Annotated in this window: 19 protein-coding genes; 6 read left to right on the forward strand and 13 right to left on the reverse strand. The window is 58.4% G+C overall.

All coding sequences use genetic code 11. From position 1 onward, the window contains the following. Window positions 1–5 precede the first annotated feature (5 nt). The gene (locus tag ACR0NE_RS06335; RefSeq protein ID WP_170595433.1) at window positions 6–650 is read left to right on the forward strand and encodes an SDR family NAD(P)-dependent oxidoreductase; all 645 of its coding nucleotides are present in this window, start codon (window positions 6–8) and stop codon (window positions 648–650) included. Window positions 651–711: 61 nt separating this feature from the next. Here the strand turns inward: ACR0NE_RS06335 and ACR0NE_RS06340 are convergent, their stop codons facing one another. From ACR0NE_RS06340 to ACR0NE_RS06355, 4 genes are all read right to left on the reverse strand, one after another. Continuing rightward, window positions 712–1,554: an ATP-binding protein gene (locus tag ACR0NE_RS06340; protein WP_170396985.1), complete on the reverse strand. Its 843-nt coding sequence runs from the start codon at window positions 1,552–1,554 to the stop codon at window positions 712–714. Between the two features lie 115 nt (window positions 1,555–1,669). Next, the gene (tatC, locus tag ACR0NE_RS06345; protein WP_170396809.1) at window positions 1,670–2,548 is read right to left on the reverse strand and encodes a twin-arginine translocase subunit TatC; all 879 of its coding nucleotides are present in this window, start codon (window positions 2,546–2,548) and stop codon (window positions 1,670–1,672) included. After that, entirely contained in the window at window positions 2,545–3,003 is a 459-nt protein-coding gene (gene tatB, locus ACR0NE_RS06350; protein WP_170396807.1) for a Sec-independent protein translocase protein TatB, read from the reverse strand. The genes tatC and tatB overlap by 4 nt, the downstream gene beginning before the upstream one ends. A 6-nt stretch (window positions 3,004–3,009) precedes the next feature. Then, window positions 3,010–3,225 (reverse strand): twin-arginine translocase TatA/TatE family subunit, encoded by a 216-nt coding sequence (locus tag ACR0NE_RS06355; RefSeq protein ID WP_010440381.1) that lies wholly within the window; start codon window positions 3,223–3,225, stop codon window positions 3,010–3,012. A 218-nt stretch (window positions 3,226–3,443) separates the two neighbouring features. On the opposite strand from ACR0NE_RS06355, the gene ACR0NE_RS06360 reads away from it, so the two are divergent. Both ACR0NE_RS06360 and ACR0NE_RS06365 read left to right on the forward strand, forming a co-directional pair. Continuing rightward, window positions 3,444–3,749, forward strand: coding sequence for a hypothetical protein (locus tag ACR0NE_RS06360; protein WP_170595431.1), 306 nt, complete (start codon window positions 3,444–3,446; stop codon window positions 3,747–3,749). Window positions 3,750–3,770: 21 nt separating this feature from the next. Then, a complete protein-coding gene (locus tag ACR0NE_RS06365; protein WP_170406161.1) occupies window positions 3,771–4,442 on the forward strand; it encodes a helix-turn-helix transcriptional regulator in 672 nt (223 codons plus the stop codon). Window positions 4,443–4,505: 63 nt separating this feature from the next. Here the strand turns inward: ACR0NE_RS06365 and ACR0NE_RS06370 are convergent, their stop codons facing one another. The 8 genes from ACR0NE_RS06370 to ACR0NE_RS06405 all read right to left on the reverse strand — a co-directional run bounded on the left by ACR0NE_RS06370 (window position 4,506) and on the right by ACR0NE_RS06405 (window position 11,914). After that, window positions 4,506–5,669 (reverse strand): peptidoglycan DD-metalloendopeptidase family protein, encoded by a 1,164-nt coding sequence (locus tag ACR0NE_RS06370; protein ID WP_170406164.1) that lies wholly within the window; start codon window positions 5,667–5,669, stop codon window positions 4,506–4,508. Window positions 5,670–5,727: 58 nt separating this feature from the next. Continuing rightward, entirely contained in the window at window positions 5,728–6,378 is a 651-nt protein-coding gene (locus ACR0NE_RS06375) for a protein-L-isoaspartate(D-aspartate) O-methyltransferase (protein WP_170509978.1), read from the reverse strand. Further along, the gene (surE, locus tag ACR0NE_RS06380; RefSeq protein WP_170406170.1) at window positions 6,375–7,157 is read right to left on the reverse strand and encodes a 5'/3'-nucleotidase SurE; all 783 of its coding nucleotides are present in this window, start codon (window positions 7,155–7,157) and stop codon (window positions 6,375–6,377) included. Before surE ends, ACR0NE_RS06375 begins: the two co-directional genes overlap by 4 nt. Window positions 7,158–7,275: 118 nt before the next feature. Then, complete coding sequence (locus ACR0NE_RS06385) at window positions 7,276–8,361, reverse strand: ABC transporter ATP-binding protein (protein ID WP_170396795.1); 1,086 nt, start codon at window positions 8,359–8,361, stop codon at window positions 7,276–7,278. An 80-nt stretch (window positions 8,362–8,441) separates the two neighbouring features. Continuing rightward, complete coding sequence (locus ACR0NE_RS06390; protein WP_170595429.1) at window positions 8,442–9,488, reverse strand: methyltransferase domain-containing protein; 1,047 nt, start codon at window positions 9,486–9,488, stop codon at window positions 8,442–8,444. A 96-nt stretch (window positions 9,489–9,584) separates the two neighbouring features. After that, complete coding sequence (locus tag ACR0NE_RS06395; RefSeq protein ID WP_170567097.1) at window positions 9,585–10,697, reverse strand: hypothetical protein; 1,113 nt, start codon at window positions 10,695–10,697, stop codon at window positions 9,585–9,587. A 2-nt stretch (window positions 10,698–10,699) separates the two neighbouring features. Next, the gene (locus ACR0NE_RS06400; RefSeq protein WP_170396789.1) at window positions 10,700–11,479 is read right to left on the reverse strand and encodes an SDR family oxidoreductase; all 780 of its coding nucleotides are present in this window, start codon (window positions 11,477–11,479) and stop codon (window positions 10,700–10,702) included. Window positions 11,480–11,551: 72 nt separating this feature from the next. Beyond that, on the reverse strand, window positions 11,552–11,914 hold the full coding sequence (locus ACR0NE_RS06405) for a SnoaL-like domain-containing protein (RefSeq protein ID WP_170396787.1): 363 nt from the start codon (window positions 11,912–11,914) through the stop codon (window positions 11,552–11,554). A 109-nt stretch (window positions 11,915–12,023) separates the two neighbouring features. On the opposite strand from ACR0NE_RS06405, the gene ACR0NE_RS06410 reads away from it, so the two are divergent. From ACR0NE_RS06410 to ACR0NE_RS06420, 3 genes are all read left to right on the forward strand, one after another. Next, window positions 12,024–13,628 (forward strand): peptide chain release factor 3, encoded by a 1,605-nt coding sequence (locus tag ACR0NE_RS06410; RefSeq protein ID WP_170595427.1) that lies wholly within the window; start codon window positions 12,024–12,026, stop codon window positions 13,626–13,628. A gap of 41 nt (window positions 13,629–13,669) precedes the next feature. Further along, window positions 13,670–14,575: a glycosyltransferase family 2 protein gene (locus ACR0NE_RS06415; RefSeq protein WP_170595424.1), complete on the forward strand. Its 906-nt coding sequence runs from the start codon at window positions 13,670–13,672 to the stop codon at window positions 14,573–14,575. 183 nt (window positions 14,576–14,758) lie between these two features. Next, a complete protein-coding gene (locus tag ACR0NE_RS06420; RefSeq protein WP_170396782.1) occupies window positions 14,759–16,111 on the forward strand; it encodes a DEAD/DEAH box helicase in 1,353 nt (450 codons plus the stop codon). Here the strand turns inward: ACR0NE_RS06420 and ACR0NE_RS06425 are convergent. Continuing rightward, window positions 16,108–17,010, reverse strand: a complete 903-nt coding sequence (locus tag ACR0NE_RS06425) for an EamA family transporter (RefSeq protein ID WP_170595423.1) — start codon at window positions 17,008–17,010, stop codon at window positions 16,108–16,110. The genes ACR0NE_RS06420 and ACR0NE_RS06425 overlap by 4 nt on opposite strands.

Consider the following 17,010-nt stretch of genomic DNA (forward strand, 5'->3'; position numbering starts at 1 on the left):
CCCTCATGACCGATCAGACCAAAATCGCCCTTATCACCGGGGCTTCTCGTGGGTTGGGCGCGGCGCTGGCCGAAGCGCTGGCCCCCGACTATCACATCGTCGCTGTCGCTCGCACTCAGGGCGGGCTGGAAGAGCTGGATGACCGCATCCAGGCAAAGGGTGGCTCGGCCACTCTGGCCCCCATGGACATCACCGATCCCAATGCGATGGCGACCCTGTGCCGGAGCATTCACGATCGCTGGGGCAAGATCGATTTGTGGTTGCATACCGCAATCCATACCTCAGCCCTGACGCCAGTGCATTTCGTTGATCCGAAGGAATGGAACAAGGCAGTCAGCATCAATGCAAACGCCACCTCGGTTCTGATCCCGTATGTCTCGCCTTTGTTGGGCGAAACTGGCCATGCCGTGTTCTTCGATGACCCGAAGGCAGGCGAGAAGTTCTATGGCATCTACGGCGCCACCAAAGCGGCACAGATGGCGCTGGCTCGCAGTTGGGCGACCGAGACCGCACGGACGGGACCGCGCGTATCGATTGTTGAGCCTGCACCGATGCCGACCGCTGTCCGTGCACGTTTCCATCCCGGTGAGGATCGGGATGTATTAACCAGCACTGCGGATGAGGCGGCGCGGATTATAGCACTGTTGTGAGAATGGCCCTGACGGGCCATGCCTCCGGCGGAGGTATTTCTGGCCAGATGAAGCGCGCGGACTAACCGATATGGACGCCGTTTCGCCCGGCGAGGTCGACGAAGAATTGCCAGGCGACGCGGCCCGAGCGTGCCCCCCGTGTGGCTTGCCACTCGATGGCTTCGGCGCGCAGAGTTTCGGGATCAACCTTGACGCCATGAGCGGCGCAGTAGCGATCGATCATCGCTAGATATTCGTCCTGATCGCAGGGGTGGAACCCCAGCCACAGGCCGAAACGGTCAGAGAGTGAGACCTTCTCCTCGACCGCCTCGGACGGATTAATGGCGCTGGAGCGTTCGTTTTCGATCATGTCGCGCGGCATCAGGTGGCGGCGGTTTGATGTGGCGTAGAACACAACGTTTTCCGGGCGACCTTCGATACCGCCATCCAGCACGGCCTTGAGCGATTTGTAATGCTGGTCATCGTGGCTGAACGACAAATCATCGCAAAACAGGATGAACCTGTGCGGCGCGGCACGCAGGTGGTTCAGCAAACGCGCGACCGAGCCCATATCCTCGCGCTGCAATTCGACCAGTTTCAGGTCAGGATGCTCATCCTGCAACGTACCGTGCACCGCTTTGACGAGGCTGGATTTCCCCATTCCGCGCGCGCCCCACAAGAGCGCGTTATTAGCCTTGTAACCCGCAGCAAAGCGGCGCGTGTTGTCCAGCAACGTATCGCGGGAGCGGTTGATCCCCACCAATAGATCAAGGTCGACCCGATTGACCTGTGTGACGGGTTCCAGCCGGTCAGGCTCGACATGCCAGACGAAAGCCGGGGCCGCGTTGAAATCAGGTGTCGCCAGCGGCGCGGGCGCCATGCGTTCCAACGCGTCCGCAATGCGGTTCAGGGCTTGGTCGTCCATCGGCTCCTCCGGGATGTTCTGGCGGAGTTCAACCATGTTCCGATCAACACAACAAGAGTAGCAAGTGAAAAAGGCGCGCCTACCTTGGGCGCGCCTTTAAAGCTATTGGAACAGGTTACTTGTTCTCTTCGTAATCCTGCATCACGTCTGCGTCGGCTTCGGCCTCTTCATCGTCGTAGTATCCATCGGCACGCAACTGTTCTTCGCGCTTCTTCTCGACACGGGCGACCAGGAATATTGAAATTTCATAGAGCCCGTAAACCACGACAAAGAGGATGATCTGGGTGATCACGTCCGGCGGCGTGACAATCGCAGCCAACACCAGAATGCCTACCACCGCATATTTACGCACTGCCCCCAGACCTTCGGCACTGACAAGTCCGGCCTTACCCATCAGTGTCAGCAATACGGGCAATTGAAAGCACAAGCCAAAGGCAACGATGAACTTGATGGTCAGGTTGAGATATTCCTGCGCCGAACCCTGAAACACCACGCTCAAAGGTGCGGTTGCACCTTCTGCTACAGCTTCTCCTTCCGCTCCAAATTGCTGGAAACCGAGGAAGAAGTCATAGGCCAATGGCGTGACTACATAAAAAGCGAAGCTTGCGCCCAGCAGGAACATGAAGGGAGAGGCCAGCATGAACGGCAGAAACGCGTTCTTTTCAGATTTATACAGGCCCGGCGCCACGAACCTCCACATCTGCATCCCGATATAGGGAAAGGCCAGAATGAACCCGCCCAGCAGCGAAACCTTGATCGCTACAAAGAACCCTTCCTGCGGCGAGATGAAGATCAGCCCGCAATCCTGTCCACGCTCGGTCAGCACCTCACATAGCGGTTGCGTGAGGAAATTGAACAGTGGCGTGGCCACGGTGAAACAGATGATCATACCGATCAGAAACGCCACAACGCAGTGGATCAGCCGCGTACGTAGCTCGGCCAGGTGCTCGATCAGGGGTGCCGAGCTGTCCTCGATCTCGTCGGTCTTGGTCATGTCTTGCTTTCGGTTTTCAGCGCTGCTTCGGCCTCTTCCGCCTTGGCCAGCGCATCCGCGGCTTCCTTGGCCTTGCGTTCAGCGGCAGCGCGCGCCGTTGTGGCTTGGATCTTCTTGGCTTGCTCTGCTCGCTCGGTGGCCAGCTTGCCGGTCTCGCTGTCAGGGTCGAACTTGGTTGGGTCGATGGATTTGGCCACGTCGCGCGCGGCTTCGTTGATCCCGTCCATCGCTGTACTAACCGGGTTGGTCGCCGCGTTCAGGCCCTTCTTGATCTCATTGACGCCTGCTTCGTCCGCAGCCTCGTTCATTGCAGTGCTGAATTCACGCGCCATGCCGCGCGCCTTTCCGACGAACCGTCCGACATTGCGGAACAGCACAGGCAGGTCCTTTGGCCCCACCACGATCAACGCGACGATGCCGATGACCAGAAGCTCGGTCCAGCCCAGATCAAACATCTAGGCTCAGACCTTGTCTTTGTCAGTCTCAGGCGTGACATCCTTGGCCAGCTCGGACGCATCCTGCTCCAGTTCTTCAGAACCTTCCTTGATGCCTTTTTTGAACGAGGTAATGCCTTTACCCACTTCACCCATCAGCGAGCTGATCTTGCCGCGTCCAAACAGGACGAGAACCACAACAGCAATCAGCAGGATACCCGGAAGGCCAATATTGTTGAGCATGACTTGTCTCCTTCTACGTCGGCGCAGCGCGCCGTGAATATGTCTGGCCCCGTGTCTACGCCCGTACGGGCATCAGCAAAAGTGCGACAGATCAAATCCGCGCGCAAATTTGAACGGATCATGCGTTTTTTGCGGACTCGCATTTCTCAACTGACAGGTTTATGTCAGTTGATATCACCTAGAAGGACGATATCGAAACCTGGTCTACGGAGAACCACATGACCCATGTCGCAGAAATCGTCACCTTTACCCTTGCCGACGGCACAAAGCCCGAACAGTTCGTCAGGCTAAGCCAAGCCTCCGAAGCCTTCGTCCGCGCGGCTCCCGGCTTTACCCACCGCCAGCTAAGCCATGGCGAAGATGGCCGCTGGACCGACTATGTCGTCTGGACCGATATGAAATCCGCAAAGGATGCCGCTGCTGCATTCATGCAACAGGATTTTGCACCCGCTCTGATGGCGGCAATCAACCCCGACAGCGCCCAGATGCGTCACGAGAACGTGCTATGGAACATGACCGCCTAAAGGCGGCTCAGACGGCGTGTCATGCGCCGCACTGACCGCTTGTTCGACATCATACAGATCCTGCGCGATGGTAACTTGCACCGCGCGCAGGACATCGCGGACCGACTTGAGGTGTCGGTCCGTACGATCTATCGCGATATGGACACGTTGGTGGCCTCGGGCGTACCTGTAGAAGGCGAACGCGGCGTAGGTTACATGGTGCGTGAACAGATCACGCTGCCCCCGCTAAACCTGACACCCGCCGAGCTTGAGGCTCTGAACCTCGGCATGGCGATCGTTGCCGAGGCCGCCGATCCCGATCTTAAATCCGCCGCAGAATCTCTAGCCGAGAAAATCGACGCCGTCCTGCCCACGCAGGTCATTGCCGAGGCCGACAGCTGGAAATTCGCGGTCTATCCCTTCGCTGATGTCGTACGCGGAATGGCACATATGGCCCCGATCCGCGCCGCGATCAAATCGCGCCAGAAATTGCAGCTCAGCTACCGTCGCATTGACGGCGCGCTGACCGAACGCACCATCCGACCGCTACATATGGAATACTGGGGCCGTGTCTGGACACTGACTGCCTGGTGCGAGCTGCGCAACGACTTCCGCGTCTTCCGCATCGACCTGATAGAAAACGTCACGCCTCTGCCGGAACTCTTTACTGACGAACCGGGTAAACGGCTCAGCGACTACGATCCCAATGCGTGATCCGTCCTTCAACTGGCCCCAAATACCTCCGCCGGAGGCATGGCCCGGAACGGGCCATTTCGGTCACTTAAGGTAAGGCTCGGGATCAACCGACTCGAACCCTTTGCGCACTTCGAAGTGCACATATGCATTGTCGCCCCCGCGCAGCGAGGCGATCTTCTGTCCCCGTCGCACCCGATCACCTTTCTTGATGGTGATATTGTCGACATTGGCATAAACAGTCAGCAAGTCATTGTTGTGTTTCACAACGATGATCGGAACCTGATCCGCATCCGCGGTGATCGCGGCGACCGTGCCTGCCTCGGCCGCACTGACCGACGCGCCTGGCGCTGCGGCGATATCTATCCCCTCATTCTTACCCTTCTTGTAGGTCCGAATGATGGTGCCGCTCACCGGACTTGCCAGCGCCGAGCTTCCCGAATTGGTCGGGGCCTCGGCTGTGATATCCGGCGCAGGCGTTGCCGCGGCAACTTTCTCATCCGGCAATGGCTGCGTCGCGCTCGGCGGCGTAGGAGTTGGTGAGCCTTCGCCCGGTTGGGTTACCGCAGTTGCCGTGGCGGCCGGCGCTGCTGCCCGAGGTGCCGGTTGATTCTTGACCGGGATCAACAGGTACTGGTCTTCGCGCACCATAAAGTCTGGTCCCAAACCGTTCCATTCTGCCAGAGACTCCACAGGCACCTGATAGAGGCGCGAAATTGTATAGGCTGTCTCACCCCGCTTGACCTTGTGCCGGATCGGCTCAGGCCCCGTAGCAACCGGTGCCGGAGCCGCAGCAGGTTGCGCGGGCTCCAATGTCGATGTCTGTACAGATCCTGTGTCCGGTGCCTCGTCAATCGCGGTTCCGGCAATGGTCGCAATATCAACATTGCTCGTCCCACCGACCGAGCGCGGCAAGGCCAGAACTTCACCGTCACGCAGGCTGTCATTTGGCTGCAATCCGTTAAACCGGGCCAATTCGGCCACCGGCATGCCGATCCGGGTGGCGACATCGCCAACTGTATCCCCACGGCGGGCTACCGCGACCTGATAGTTCGGATAGGTGATCACGCCACGCGCATCCGGCGTCGGGCGGTTGGCGGTCGCTGCAAGGGCGGCATCTGCAGTGGAGAACCCGCCGACATTGCCGCGAAGGTCATAGTCATATGGCCCTTCACACCCGGCCAGAATTGCCAGCGCGGCAACACCTGTCGCATAGCGGCGCATTGCTGATTTGGAAACTGCTCTCATTTTACTGTCCTCAACACCTGCCCCTGTTCTCCGGGGTTCTGGCGCCTCTAATATACCTTTACGCTCCGTCTTTTCCCAGCCCCTCAAGCAAGGGCACAAAACGGACCGGCAACAATTCGTCATAGTCCAGACCGGTTTCAGTGCGCGTGACCCGGATTAGGGTCTGCACCGCGTCCGACTGGCCCACGGGTAACACCATGATACCGCCGATTTTCAACTGCGCCAAGAGCGGCCCCGGAGGATCTTCGGCAGCAGCGGTCACAATGATACGGTCGAACGGGGCCTGCTCGGACAGTCCAAATGATCCATCCGACAGCATCGCGGTCACATTCGTCAGCCCCAGCTCACGGAACAGTTCTCCCGTTTCGCGCACCAGCCTCTTGTGCCGCTCAACCGTGTAGACCCGGCGCGCCAGCTTGGATAGGATCGCCGCCTGATAGCCCGAGCCGGTGCCGACCTCTAGAACCGTATCACGCGGACGCACCTGCAGCGCCTGCGTCATCAGCCCCACAACCGAAGGCTGGCTGATGGTCTGGCCACAGGCAATAGGCAGTGGAGTGTCCTCATAGGCCCGGTCCGCGAACAGGCCTTTGACAAACTGCCCCCGGTCAACTTGCTCCATCGCCGCCAGCACACGTGCATCCGTTACCCCGCGCGAGCGCAGGGCAAACAGGAACTGCATTATGGTTTCTGCGCTTGGCCCAGTCATTCGATGACCTTTAGCGCCTCGAGCGTGTCATATGCTGTCAGATCAGCGCGCATCGGAGTGACCGAGATATACCCTTCCAGATTGACCGCCGCATCCGTGCCCGGAGCGGTCGGGTTATGCTGATACCCGCCCTTAATCCAAAGGAACCGGCGACCCGAGGGCGAGCTGTGCGGCTCGACAGAGAAATGTGTATCGCGTCGGTACCCCTGCGGGGCCACGCGCGTACCCAGCACCTCATCTGCGGGAACCGGAGGGAAATTCACATTATAGAACAGACGATAGTCGCCCTGCTGCTCGGGTGTCGCATCAAGAATGCGGCGCACCAGATCGGCCCCAAATTTGGCAGCCGCCTCAAACGGATCGTCCAGCCCCAGATTGCGCGGCCCGAAATACTGAGACAAGGCAATCGCGGGCACACCTTGCAGCGCCGCCTCCATCGCGCCGCCGATAGTACCCGAATACAGCGTGTTTTCAGCCGAGTTGTTGCCCCGGTTTACCCCTGACAACACCAGATCGGGCGGGGCGTCCTTCATCACGTCGTGCAAACCGGCCAACACGCAATCCGCCGGAGACCCTTCGGCGGCATAGCGGCGCTCGCCTAGTTTGGCGACCATCATTGGGTGGGTATAGCTAATGCAATGGCCCACGCCTGACTGCTCAAAGGCAGGCGCGACGACCCAGACCTCGCCATCGGGACCGGCCAGTTCAGCCGCGATCGCTTCAAGCACAATCAGTCCCGGCGCATTGATGCCGTCATCATTGGTCAGAAGAATTCGCATGCCCGGTCCACCCCTCGTTTTGCCCTTGATAGACCCGCCTCAGCGCTGCGACAAGCAATGCACATGCGCAATCTGAGGCTTTCACGCACCACTTGGATGAAAATGCAGGATTTGAGCGTCAGGCCGGGAATACAAAACACCGGTCGCGGCGAATGGTCAGCCACATGACACGGCCCTCTTTGGGCACAAAGACGTTCGGAACCGTCGCCTTCAGGATCGAGCCATCATAGTCCATGCGAAACTCGACAAGGCTTTCATTTCCCAAAAACCGAGCACGCTCAACCACGCCTCGGGCGGCAATGCCGTCTGTCGGCGTCGGCGCAGGCCCTTTGCCATTGCGGTCGAAGTCCAGCTTGACGTGCTGGGGTCGAAACACGATTTCAACATCGGTCGCGTCCGGCACACCGGGCGCAAGAAAACGGCCAAACGGAGTATGCGCCAACGCACCATTAACTTGAGCCTTCAACACATTGATATCACTAAAAAACGAAACTGCTGCCTTGTCTGCAGGCCGGGTATAGACATTGTATGGCGCCCCCTGCTGCACAATCTTGCCGCGCCGCATCAGCGCGATTTCATCAGCCATTCGCATCGCCTCGTCCGGCTCATGCGTGACCAACAGAACAGCAGCGTCCTCTTCTTTGAGGACTGCGAGCGTTTCGTCCCGAATGCCGTCGCGCAGACGGTTATCGAGGCCCGAGAACGGCTCATCCATCAGCATGATCCGCGGACGTGGGGCCAAAGCACGGGCCAGAGCAACCCGCTGCTGCTCACCCCCAGATAACTGATGCGGAAATCCATCGATGAACCGCATCAGATCGACCTTGGTCAGCAGTTCCTCGACCCGCGCGCGTTTCTGCTCTTTGCTGCCTTTCAGGCCGAACGCGACGTTATCCGCTACGCTGAGATGTGGAAACAGCGCAAAATCCTGAAACATCAGCCCAATCTCGCGCCGTTCGGGCGGTACGCGGAATACCGTGTCACAGATCAGCTTGCCATCGACGTAAATCTCGCCCGAGGTCTGCATTTCGACCCCCGCGATCATCCGCAAGGTGGTCGACTTTCCGCAGCCCGAAGGCCCCAGCAGGCAAGTCACCTGCCCCGCGTGCACGGTCAACGATACATCATCCACGACCGTCCGCCCGCCAAAGCGCGCAATCAGATTGCGGATTTCCAATCGAGGAGGAGTTGTCGTCACTGTCACCGATGGACCCCATTGCCTTTCCCGATCAAATCCATCGGGCTTAGGCGGGGATAACAACCCCGCCCATCAGGCGCAAGGGATCAGCAGCACCCGGTCGAGGCAGCTTCGCCCTGTACAACAAACGGGCTATCCCCGCCGCAGCCTTCGAAAATCCCGTAATGGGTCGAAAAATCGCCGATGAACTCAAAATGCCGTGCAAAACGGGTGTCTTGCAACATCATCCACGTGTTGCCACAGACCGGGAATACTTTGCCGGCCTCGATCGTATGGTGGTCATCCAGTACAAATTCATGCGGCGCATGCGGCACTGTGCCCTTGTAGATCACAGCCTGACCGTAATCCTCGCACGCAGGCTCCAACTCCGGCAGCTTGAAAAGACGGTAGGTGGCCGAGATAAAGCTCAGCGGTGCGACCCGTTCTTCAAGAATTGGGTTTTCGATCGTCAAAGGACGATGCGTCACCCGACGGGGATCGCTGAACCCGACCGCGCGCGACATCGACAGAAAATCGTTCCAATAGAGCGCACCCGACAGGCATTCGCCATACAGGATCTCATCCTCGGCCATCGCCTTGGGCACCCGGCGGTCGGCATAGACGTCCGAGAAATACATCTCGCCACCCTCTTTCAGCAGCCGATGCGCACCGCGCAGCACAGCAGCCTTGTCGGTCGCCAGATTGATCACGCAGTTTGAGACGATGATATCGAACGATCCCGGTTCGAGGTCCAGCTCATCCAGCTTTTCGATATAGCCTTGGTGAAACTCGACATTGCTGGCCGAATGTCCGAATGCCAGCGCGTGATGGTCCTGATGCGCACGCGCCGCGTCGAGCTGCTCAGGCGTCATGTCAACGCCGACAACACGGCCCTTTTCACCGACCATCGCGGATAAAGCATACACATCGCGCCCCGCACCACAGCCCAGATCCAGGATACGCATTCCCTCCAGATCCAACGGAGCAATCAGCCCGCATCCATAGTAACGTGTCAGCACATCATCATGAATTTGCGACAGAATTTTCTTGAAGTGATCCGGCATATCATCCGGAGTACAGCAGGCATTTGTTTGCAAATCCGCGCTGCCTTGCAACACCTCACCATAGTAGTTCTGCACAGCCTCGTGCTTCATCGGGGCAATCCTTTTGTCACTGGTCTTTTGCAGCTAGTGCAGCAATCCACACCACGCAATCCACCAGCGCCCGATCTGACGAAACCGTGACAGGGCTCAGGCGAGCAGGTCGAAATCGACGCCTGCGTGCACGCGGCCGTTCACTTGAATCTCCAACCGATGCGGCCCAGGAACCAACTTGAATGTTGTTGCATTGCCCTTCAGCTTGTGCCGCTTTCTAAGTGTCAACTGACCACCTGTAAGCTCGGCCTGTTTCAACTTGTGAACCTTGGGTGAGATCTTTCCGCCAGGTCGTTGGAAATGAACGATATAGTCGACCAAGACTGGCTGATCTTCTGCGCCGCTTAGGCGGGTTTCAAACTCCAGCGCTTCACCAATCCGGGCCGGACCGTTTACCTGAATCTCAACCGCAATATCTGCATCGGGATCGTATCCAAGCACCTTCATCGCCTTGGGATGCCCAGATTTCACAAGGCCTCGTAATGCATGAGATGTCATCCAGTTCAGTTCGTCCTTGTCCTGCCGCGCTGCCTTGCCCCAATCCCGCAGACGTTCCAGCACCAGATCGGGGTCTTTCTTGGTGATATCATTCAGATGATTGGCGACCGAGCGCGTCACATAGCGCGTCCGATCCCCGTGCAACCGGTCCAATAACGGCAATGGGTCTGACATTGCCAAGCCAACGGCCTGCCCCCACGGTAAACGCGGCCGCGTGCCCTCGCTGACCAGACGACGCACGTGATAGCTGGGATGGGTGCACCAGCCCTGCATCCGCGCCATGACCAGTTCGGAGTGGTGATTGAGGAACGGGCGGATCGCCCATTCCATCGAAAATCTCTGGGTCAGCTCTTCGAATACATCCAGCGCCAAAGCGGGATGATCCAGGCCGATTGCACAAACCCAATCGCCCAAGGGCGCAAAGATAAAGTCTCCGAAGTCATCATCACTTTTGGCGGGGTCCAGCGGAGGCGGCAGCGCCCGCAGAATGATCGGTGCCACTGCCGGCAAATCGCCAGGCACCGATTCTTGCAGACACTCTGCAATCCACGCCATACGCTCTTTCAGTTCAAGCTCGGGCAAACGCGACATCACTTTCGCCGCGAATGCTTCTTCTTTGAAATCGGAAACAGCATTGGCGAACAAGCCCGCAAGAAAGCTCACCTTTTCCGCGTTGAACAACTGATCTTTCAGAGAAAAGTTCTGTGCCATACCTACATCGTCAGATTGGTGCCACCACCGTCCAGCAAAATGTTCTGCCCGACAATGAACCCGGCGTGTTGCGAGCATAGAAACGCGCAGGTCGCCCCAAACTCTTCCCTCGTGCCATAGCGTCTCGCTGGGATGGTTGCAGCGCGTTCAGCCCGTGCCTCGGCCATCGAAATACCTTTCTGCTCTGACACCCCGCCATCCAGCGCGTTCGCGCGGTCGGTGGCGTGGATACCTGGCAGCAGATTATTGATCGTCACGCCATGTGGTGCCACCTGGCGCGATGTGCCCGCAACATAGCCGGTTAATCCAGTTCGCGCCGCATTTGACAAGCCCAGCACCGCAATCGGCGCGCGTACCGACTGCGAGGTGATATTCACCACGCGACCCCAGCCCTTATCCATCATGCCCGGCAGCAGAGCCTTCATGAAAGCTATGGGTGTCAGCATATTGGCATCCAGTGCTTTGATGAAATCATCACGCTCCCAGTCCGACCACATGCCGGGCGGAGGGCCACCCGCGTTTGTGACAAGGATATCAGCACCCTGCGCAGCACTTATCACCTCGGCCTGACCCTCTGGTGTGGTAACATCACAAGCCACTGTCTGCACGGCAACGCCATATGATGATCGCAAACGCGTGGCTTCAGCCTCCAACGTTTCGGCTCCGCGCGCGTTCATCACAAGATCAACGCCGGCTTCGGCCAACGCCTCGGCACAGCCCAATCCCAAGCCTTTGCTGCTGGCACAAACCAGCGCGCGTTTTCCGCGAATTCCCAAGTCCATTCTGACCCTCCCTATCTTCGGCACACATCTAACATCGGCCCGGCAAAGAAGGCCAGAATGGGATCTTGCGGATTAATAAAAGAACTCTTCACGCACGATCTTGCCATCGGCGACGTGATAAACACCGACCTCACGCATATCAAAGCTTTCACCGGTTTCTTTCACCTTGCCCTGCACTTCAAAGATCACGGCAAAGCGGTCGTCACCATGCGGGTACGGGCCACTGACGGACGCGCCAGATACTTCATGAGCGCCTTCCCACCATTCGTGCTTGCCACGAATAGCTTCCAATCCGTGCGTCTCGCGCCCCATGCCCGCAAAATCCTGTCCCTCAACAGAAACAGCATCCGAGGCATAAAGCTTCTCGAGGTTCTCCTTGGCCCGGTTCTCGCGGCATCCAGCAACCAGTTCGTCTGCGATTTCTTTCAAATTCATTGGTCCACTCCATATTTTGTTCACTATATGTTCTTATTGCCACAGCCACATGATTCGAACCACCCCCTTTGTCTTGCCTCAGTTGGATTCCCCGCCTATACGCGCGCTTATGCTTGATACTTCGAACCAACCCACCCTGCCGCCCGAGATCGCTCGTCGCCGGACATTCGCTATCATCTCGCACCCGGATGCGGGCAAGACGACGCTGACGGAAAAGTTTCTGCTGTACGGCGGCGCGATCCAGATGGCTGGACAGGTACGCGCCAAGGGTGAGGCACGGCGGACGCGGTCGGACTTTATGCAGATGGAGAAAGATCGCGGTATCTCGGTCTCAGCCTCGGCCATGTCGTTCGACTATGGGAACTTCCGGTTCAATCTTGTGGACACACCCGGCCACTCGGATTTCTCCGAAGACACCTATCGCACCCTGACAGCCGTAGACGCCGCCGTCATGGTCATTGACGGTGCGAAAGGTGTGGAAAGCCAGACGCAGAAACTGTTCGAGGTCTGCCGCCTGCGCGATCTGCCGATCCTGACCTTCTGTAACAAGATGGACCGCGAAAGCCGGGATACGTTCGAGATCATCGACGAAATTCAGGAAATGCTGGCGATCGACGTCACGCCAGCCGCGTGGCCTATCGGTGTGGGTCGCGATTTCATCGGCTGCTACGACATGCTGCGCGACCGGCTTGAGCTGATGGACCGCGCCGACCGCAACAAGGTGGCCGAAAGCATCCAAATCAATGGTCTGGATGACCCTAAGCTGGCCGAGCATGTGCCCGTTGAATTGCTCGACAAGCTGCTGGAAGAGGTTGAGATGGCGCGCGAATTGCTGCCCAAGCTCGACCCTCAGGCGGTGCTCGAGGGGCACATGACGCCGATCTGGTTTGGTTCGGCCATCAACTCGTTTGGCGTCAAGGAACTGATGGAGGGTATCGGCGCCTATGGTCCGCAGCCGCAGGTTCAGTCGGCTGAGCCCCGTCAGATCGCGCCCGATGAAAAGAAGGTCGCCGGTTTCGTGTTCAAGGTGCAGGCCAATATGGATCCCAAACACCGCGACCGGGTGGCGTTTGTCCGCATGGCCTCGGGCCATTTCAAACGCGGCATGAAGCTAACGCATGTGCGATCGAAGAAACCGATGGCAATATCGAACCCCGTGCTGTTCCTCGCCTCTGATCGTGAACTGGCCGAGGAAGCCTGGGCCGGTGATATCATCGGCATTCCCAACCACGGTCAGTTGCGCATCGGTGACACGCTGACCGAAGGTGAGGCGATCCGGGTGACCGGCATCCCCTCCTTCGCACCGGAATTGCTGCAAACGGTGCGCGCGGGTGACCCATTGAAGGCCAAGCATCTGGAAAAGGCCCTGATGCAGTTTGCCGAGGAAGGTGCCGCGAAGGTTTTCAAACCCTCAATCGGGTCAGGATTCATCGTAGGCGTCGTCGGTGCGCTGCAATTCGAGGTGCTCGCCAGCCGGATTGAGATGGAATACGGCCTGCCTGTGCGGTTTGAGGCGTCTCAGTTCACCTCGGCCCGTTGGGTCAGTGGCGACAAGGTTGAGATCGACAAATTCGTCAACGCCAACAAGCAGCATATTGCCCATGATCACGATGGAGATATCGTCTATCTGACGCGGCTGCAGTGGGACATCGACCGGGTCGTCCGCGATTATCCCGAGCTGAGCCTGACCGCGACGAAGGAAATGATGACCTGACGGATTCTGCAGGCAATCCAGAAGTGACCACATGGGGGATTGTGTCCACGATCCGCGCCCCGCGTGAGGATATTTTGCGCTTTGCCGCCCACCACCTCGATATCGGCGCGGACCGGATTCACATCTTTCTGGACAAGCCGGTCCAAGGGGACATCTCGGCCCTGCGCGAGCATCCTCGGATTAGGGTGCGCACCTGTGATGCGGCGTTCTGGAAGCGTCGCAGGCGTGAAAGGCCGGACAAACATCAGGTTCGACAATCCTCGAACGCGAATTTGATCTACAACAGGACTGATCTGGACTGGGTCGCACATATCGATGTCGATGAGTTTTTGTGGCCAATGTCCCCGATCCCAGACCTGCTGCGCGACATTCCCGATGACATCCCCGCCGTGCGCGTCCGCCCGATTGAGGCGCTGGCGGGTGGCCAGGACCTCTACAAAGCGTTCATTCCCGAAGGTCAGAATCGACAAGCGCTGGTCGAAGCGCTCTATCCCAATTTCGGCACTTACGTTCTGGCCGGTTTCATGAGCCACATTCAGGGCAAACTGTTCGTACGCGGCGGTTTGAAAAAACTGAGCGACCGTATCCACAACCTCTATCAGCACGGTGAGTTTCTGCCAGTCAGAACCGAGCTTCCTCAGATCGATCTGTGTCATCGCCACGCCCCGGATTGGGAGCATTGGCTGGCGCATTATCGTTTCCGCCTCGAACGCGGCTCGTACCAGGCCAGCCCGGATCGCCCGCGAAAGATCGGTGCGCTAGACAGGTACGAATTGATCACCCTTCTGGAAACCGAATACGGGCTCGATGGCCTGCGGGAATTTTACGATGAAATCAGCGCTGCTGACCCGGAAGTGCTGGAACGGCTTGAGGATAACGACATGATCCGTCACCGGCCGCTTGATCTGGACCAAAAAGTCGCGAAACACTTTCCCGGAACCATCTGAATTGTTGCGGAAATCCTTGTTACCGGCAGATTTGCCACGGATTAAACCGACTTCATTTGACCCTGCCCCACGTTTTTGTTATGCCCGCGCCACAGCCGAAACGCGCATGGGGCGCATGGCCATCCGGGCCCGGCATTTTCAGACGCGCGGGCCAGGTCTAGTGTCCGCTTGAACCGGACATACATGACAAAGTTTAACGAACTGAACCTGAACCCGAAGGTCCTCAAAGCAATTGAGGAAGCCGGATACGAAACTCCGACCCCGATCCAGGAAGGCGCAATTCCAGCCGCGCTGGAAGGGCGCGATGTTCTGGGGATCGCCCAAACCGGCACCGGCAAAACCGCCAGCTTCACCCTGCCGATGATCACATTGCTGGCCCGTGGGCGCGCCCGCGCACGTATGCCACGCTCGCTGGTCTTGTGCCCGACGCGGGAACTGGCAGCGCAGGTGGCCGAGAATTTCGATACCTACGCCAAGCACCTCAAGCTGACCAAAGCACTGTTGATCGGTGGCGTTTCCTTCAAGGAACAGGATGCTCTGATTGACCGCGGTGTTGACGTGCTGATTGCCACTCCGGGCCGTTTGCTGGATCATTTCGAACGTGGGAAGCTGCTTCTGACAGGCGTTCAGATCATGGTGGTGGACGAAGCTGACCGGATGCTCGACATGGGCTTCATTCCTGATATCGAGCGCATCTTCTCGCTGACGCCCTTCACCCGCCAGACGCTGTTCTTCTCAGCCACCATGGCGCCCGAGATCGAACGGATCACCGATACTTTCCTGTCGGCCCCCACCCGGGTCGAAGTTGCGCGTCAGGCCACCGCTTCGGAAACCATCGAACAAGGCGTAGTGATGTTCAAAGGTGGTCGCCGGGATCGTGAGGCCAGCCAGAAACGCAAGACCCTGCGCGCATTGATCGATGCCGAGGGCGACAAATGCACCAACGCGATCATCTTCTGCAACCGCAAGACCGATGTAGATATCTGCGCCAAGTCGCTGAAGAAATACGGCTATAACGCCGCCGCGATCCATGGCGATCTGGATCAGTCGCAGCGGATGAAAACACTGGACGGATTCCGCGATGGATCACTGCGGCTGCTAGTGGCTTCGGACGTTGCTGCGCGGGGTCTGGATATCCCCTCGGTCAGCCACGTGTTCAACTTCGATGTTCCCGGCCATGCCGAAGATTATGTCCACCGCATCGGCCGCACGGGCCGTGCCGGACGCGAAGGCAAGGCAATCACGATCTGCTCGGGCCGCGATGAAAAGGCGCTGGCCGCGATCGAGAGCCTGATCCAAAAGGACATTCCGCGCATCGACAATCCGGTCAAGGCCGATGAGCCCAAGCCCGAGGCGCCAAAGCCAGAGAAGAAGGCCAAAGCGTCGGACAACAAAAAGAGCGAGAGCCGCAAAGAGCGAGAGCCCAAAACCCGTGGTCGTGGGCGTCGCGACGATGGCGGGCCAGCAGTTGTAGGCATGGGGGATCACCTGCCCAGCTTTATCGCTCTCAGCTTTGATGAGCGTCGCGCAGGCTAGATTGTCAGCACAAGCGCCAGTATCGACAAGCCAAGCAACGTCATCCCGGCGATCTCGCGCCGGGTGATGTTTTCACGGAAAAACAGCAGCGATGCGAACAGGCTGAGGATCAGTTCGATCTGACCCAAGGCCTTCACATAGGCTGCGTTCTGCAACGTGAAGGCGAAGAACCAGCAAAACGAACCACAGAGGCTGGTCAGGCCGACAAAAACCCCGGTCCGGCGAGTCTCCCACACGGCGCGCAGCTCGGCCCTGTCTCGCCAAAGCAGCCACAGCCACATGCTGAGAAACTGAAACGTTACCACGACGGCCAGTGTCACAAGTGCCCGGAACCACGCATCGATGTCGCCCAATTGCAAAGAGGCGCCGCGATAGCTGACCGAGGAGAATGCGAATAACACGCCTGACCCCAGTCCAAGACGCGAGGCTTTGTTTGTCAGATGTTGCCACCAAGCGCCGCTGCCTCCGGGCGTTTTTGACAACAACAGGACGGCCAGCAACCCAAGCAGAATTGCCCCCAGCGCCCCGGTAGAGACCTGATCGCCGAGGACAAGGAACCCCACAATAGCGGTTTGAATCACCTCAGTTTTCTTAAACGTAATCCCTACCGCAAAGTTGCGCTGCTTGAACAATGCCACAACGCAGATCGTGGCCAATATCTGTGTGGTCCCGCCGATGACAGCAAATATCCAGAACTTCGCCGTCAGCGCTGGCAGTTCGTACCCCGTCGCGCCCAAAGCAATGGAAAGCCCCAGCAAGGCCAATGGCATGGAATAGGCGAATCGTGCAAATGTCGCCCCGGCAGCCGAAAGCTTCACGCTGCTCAGGGATTTCTGCAGCATGAACCGCACCGTCTGGAACGATGCGGCCGCGATGGTGACGGGAATCCATAAACTCAT

It is taken from the genome of Ruegeria sp. C9 (assembly GCF_056537585.1).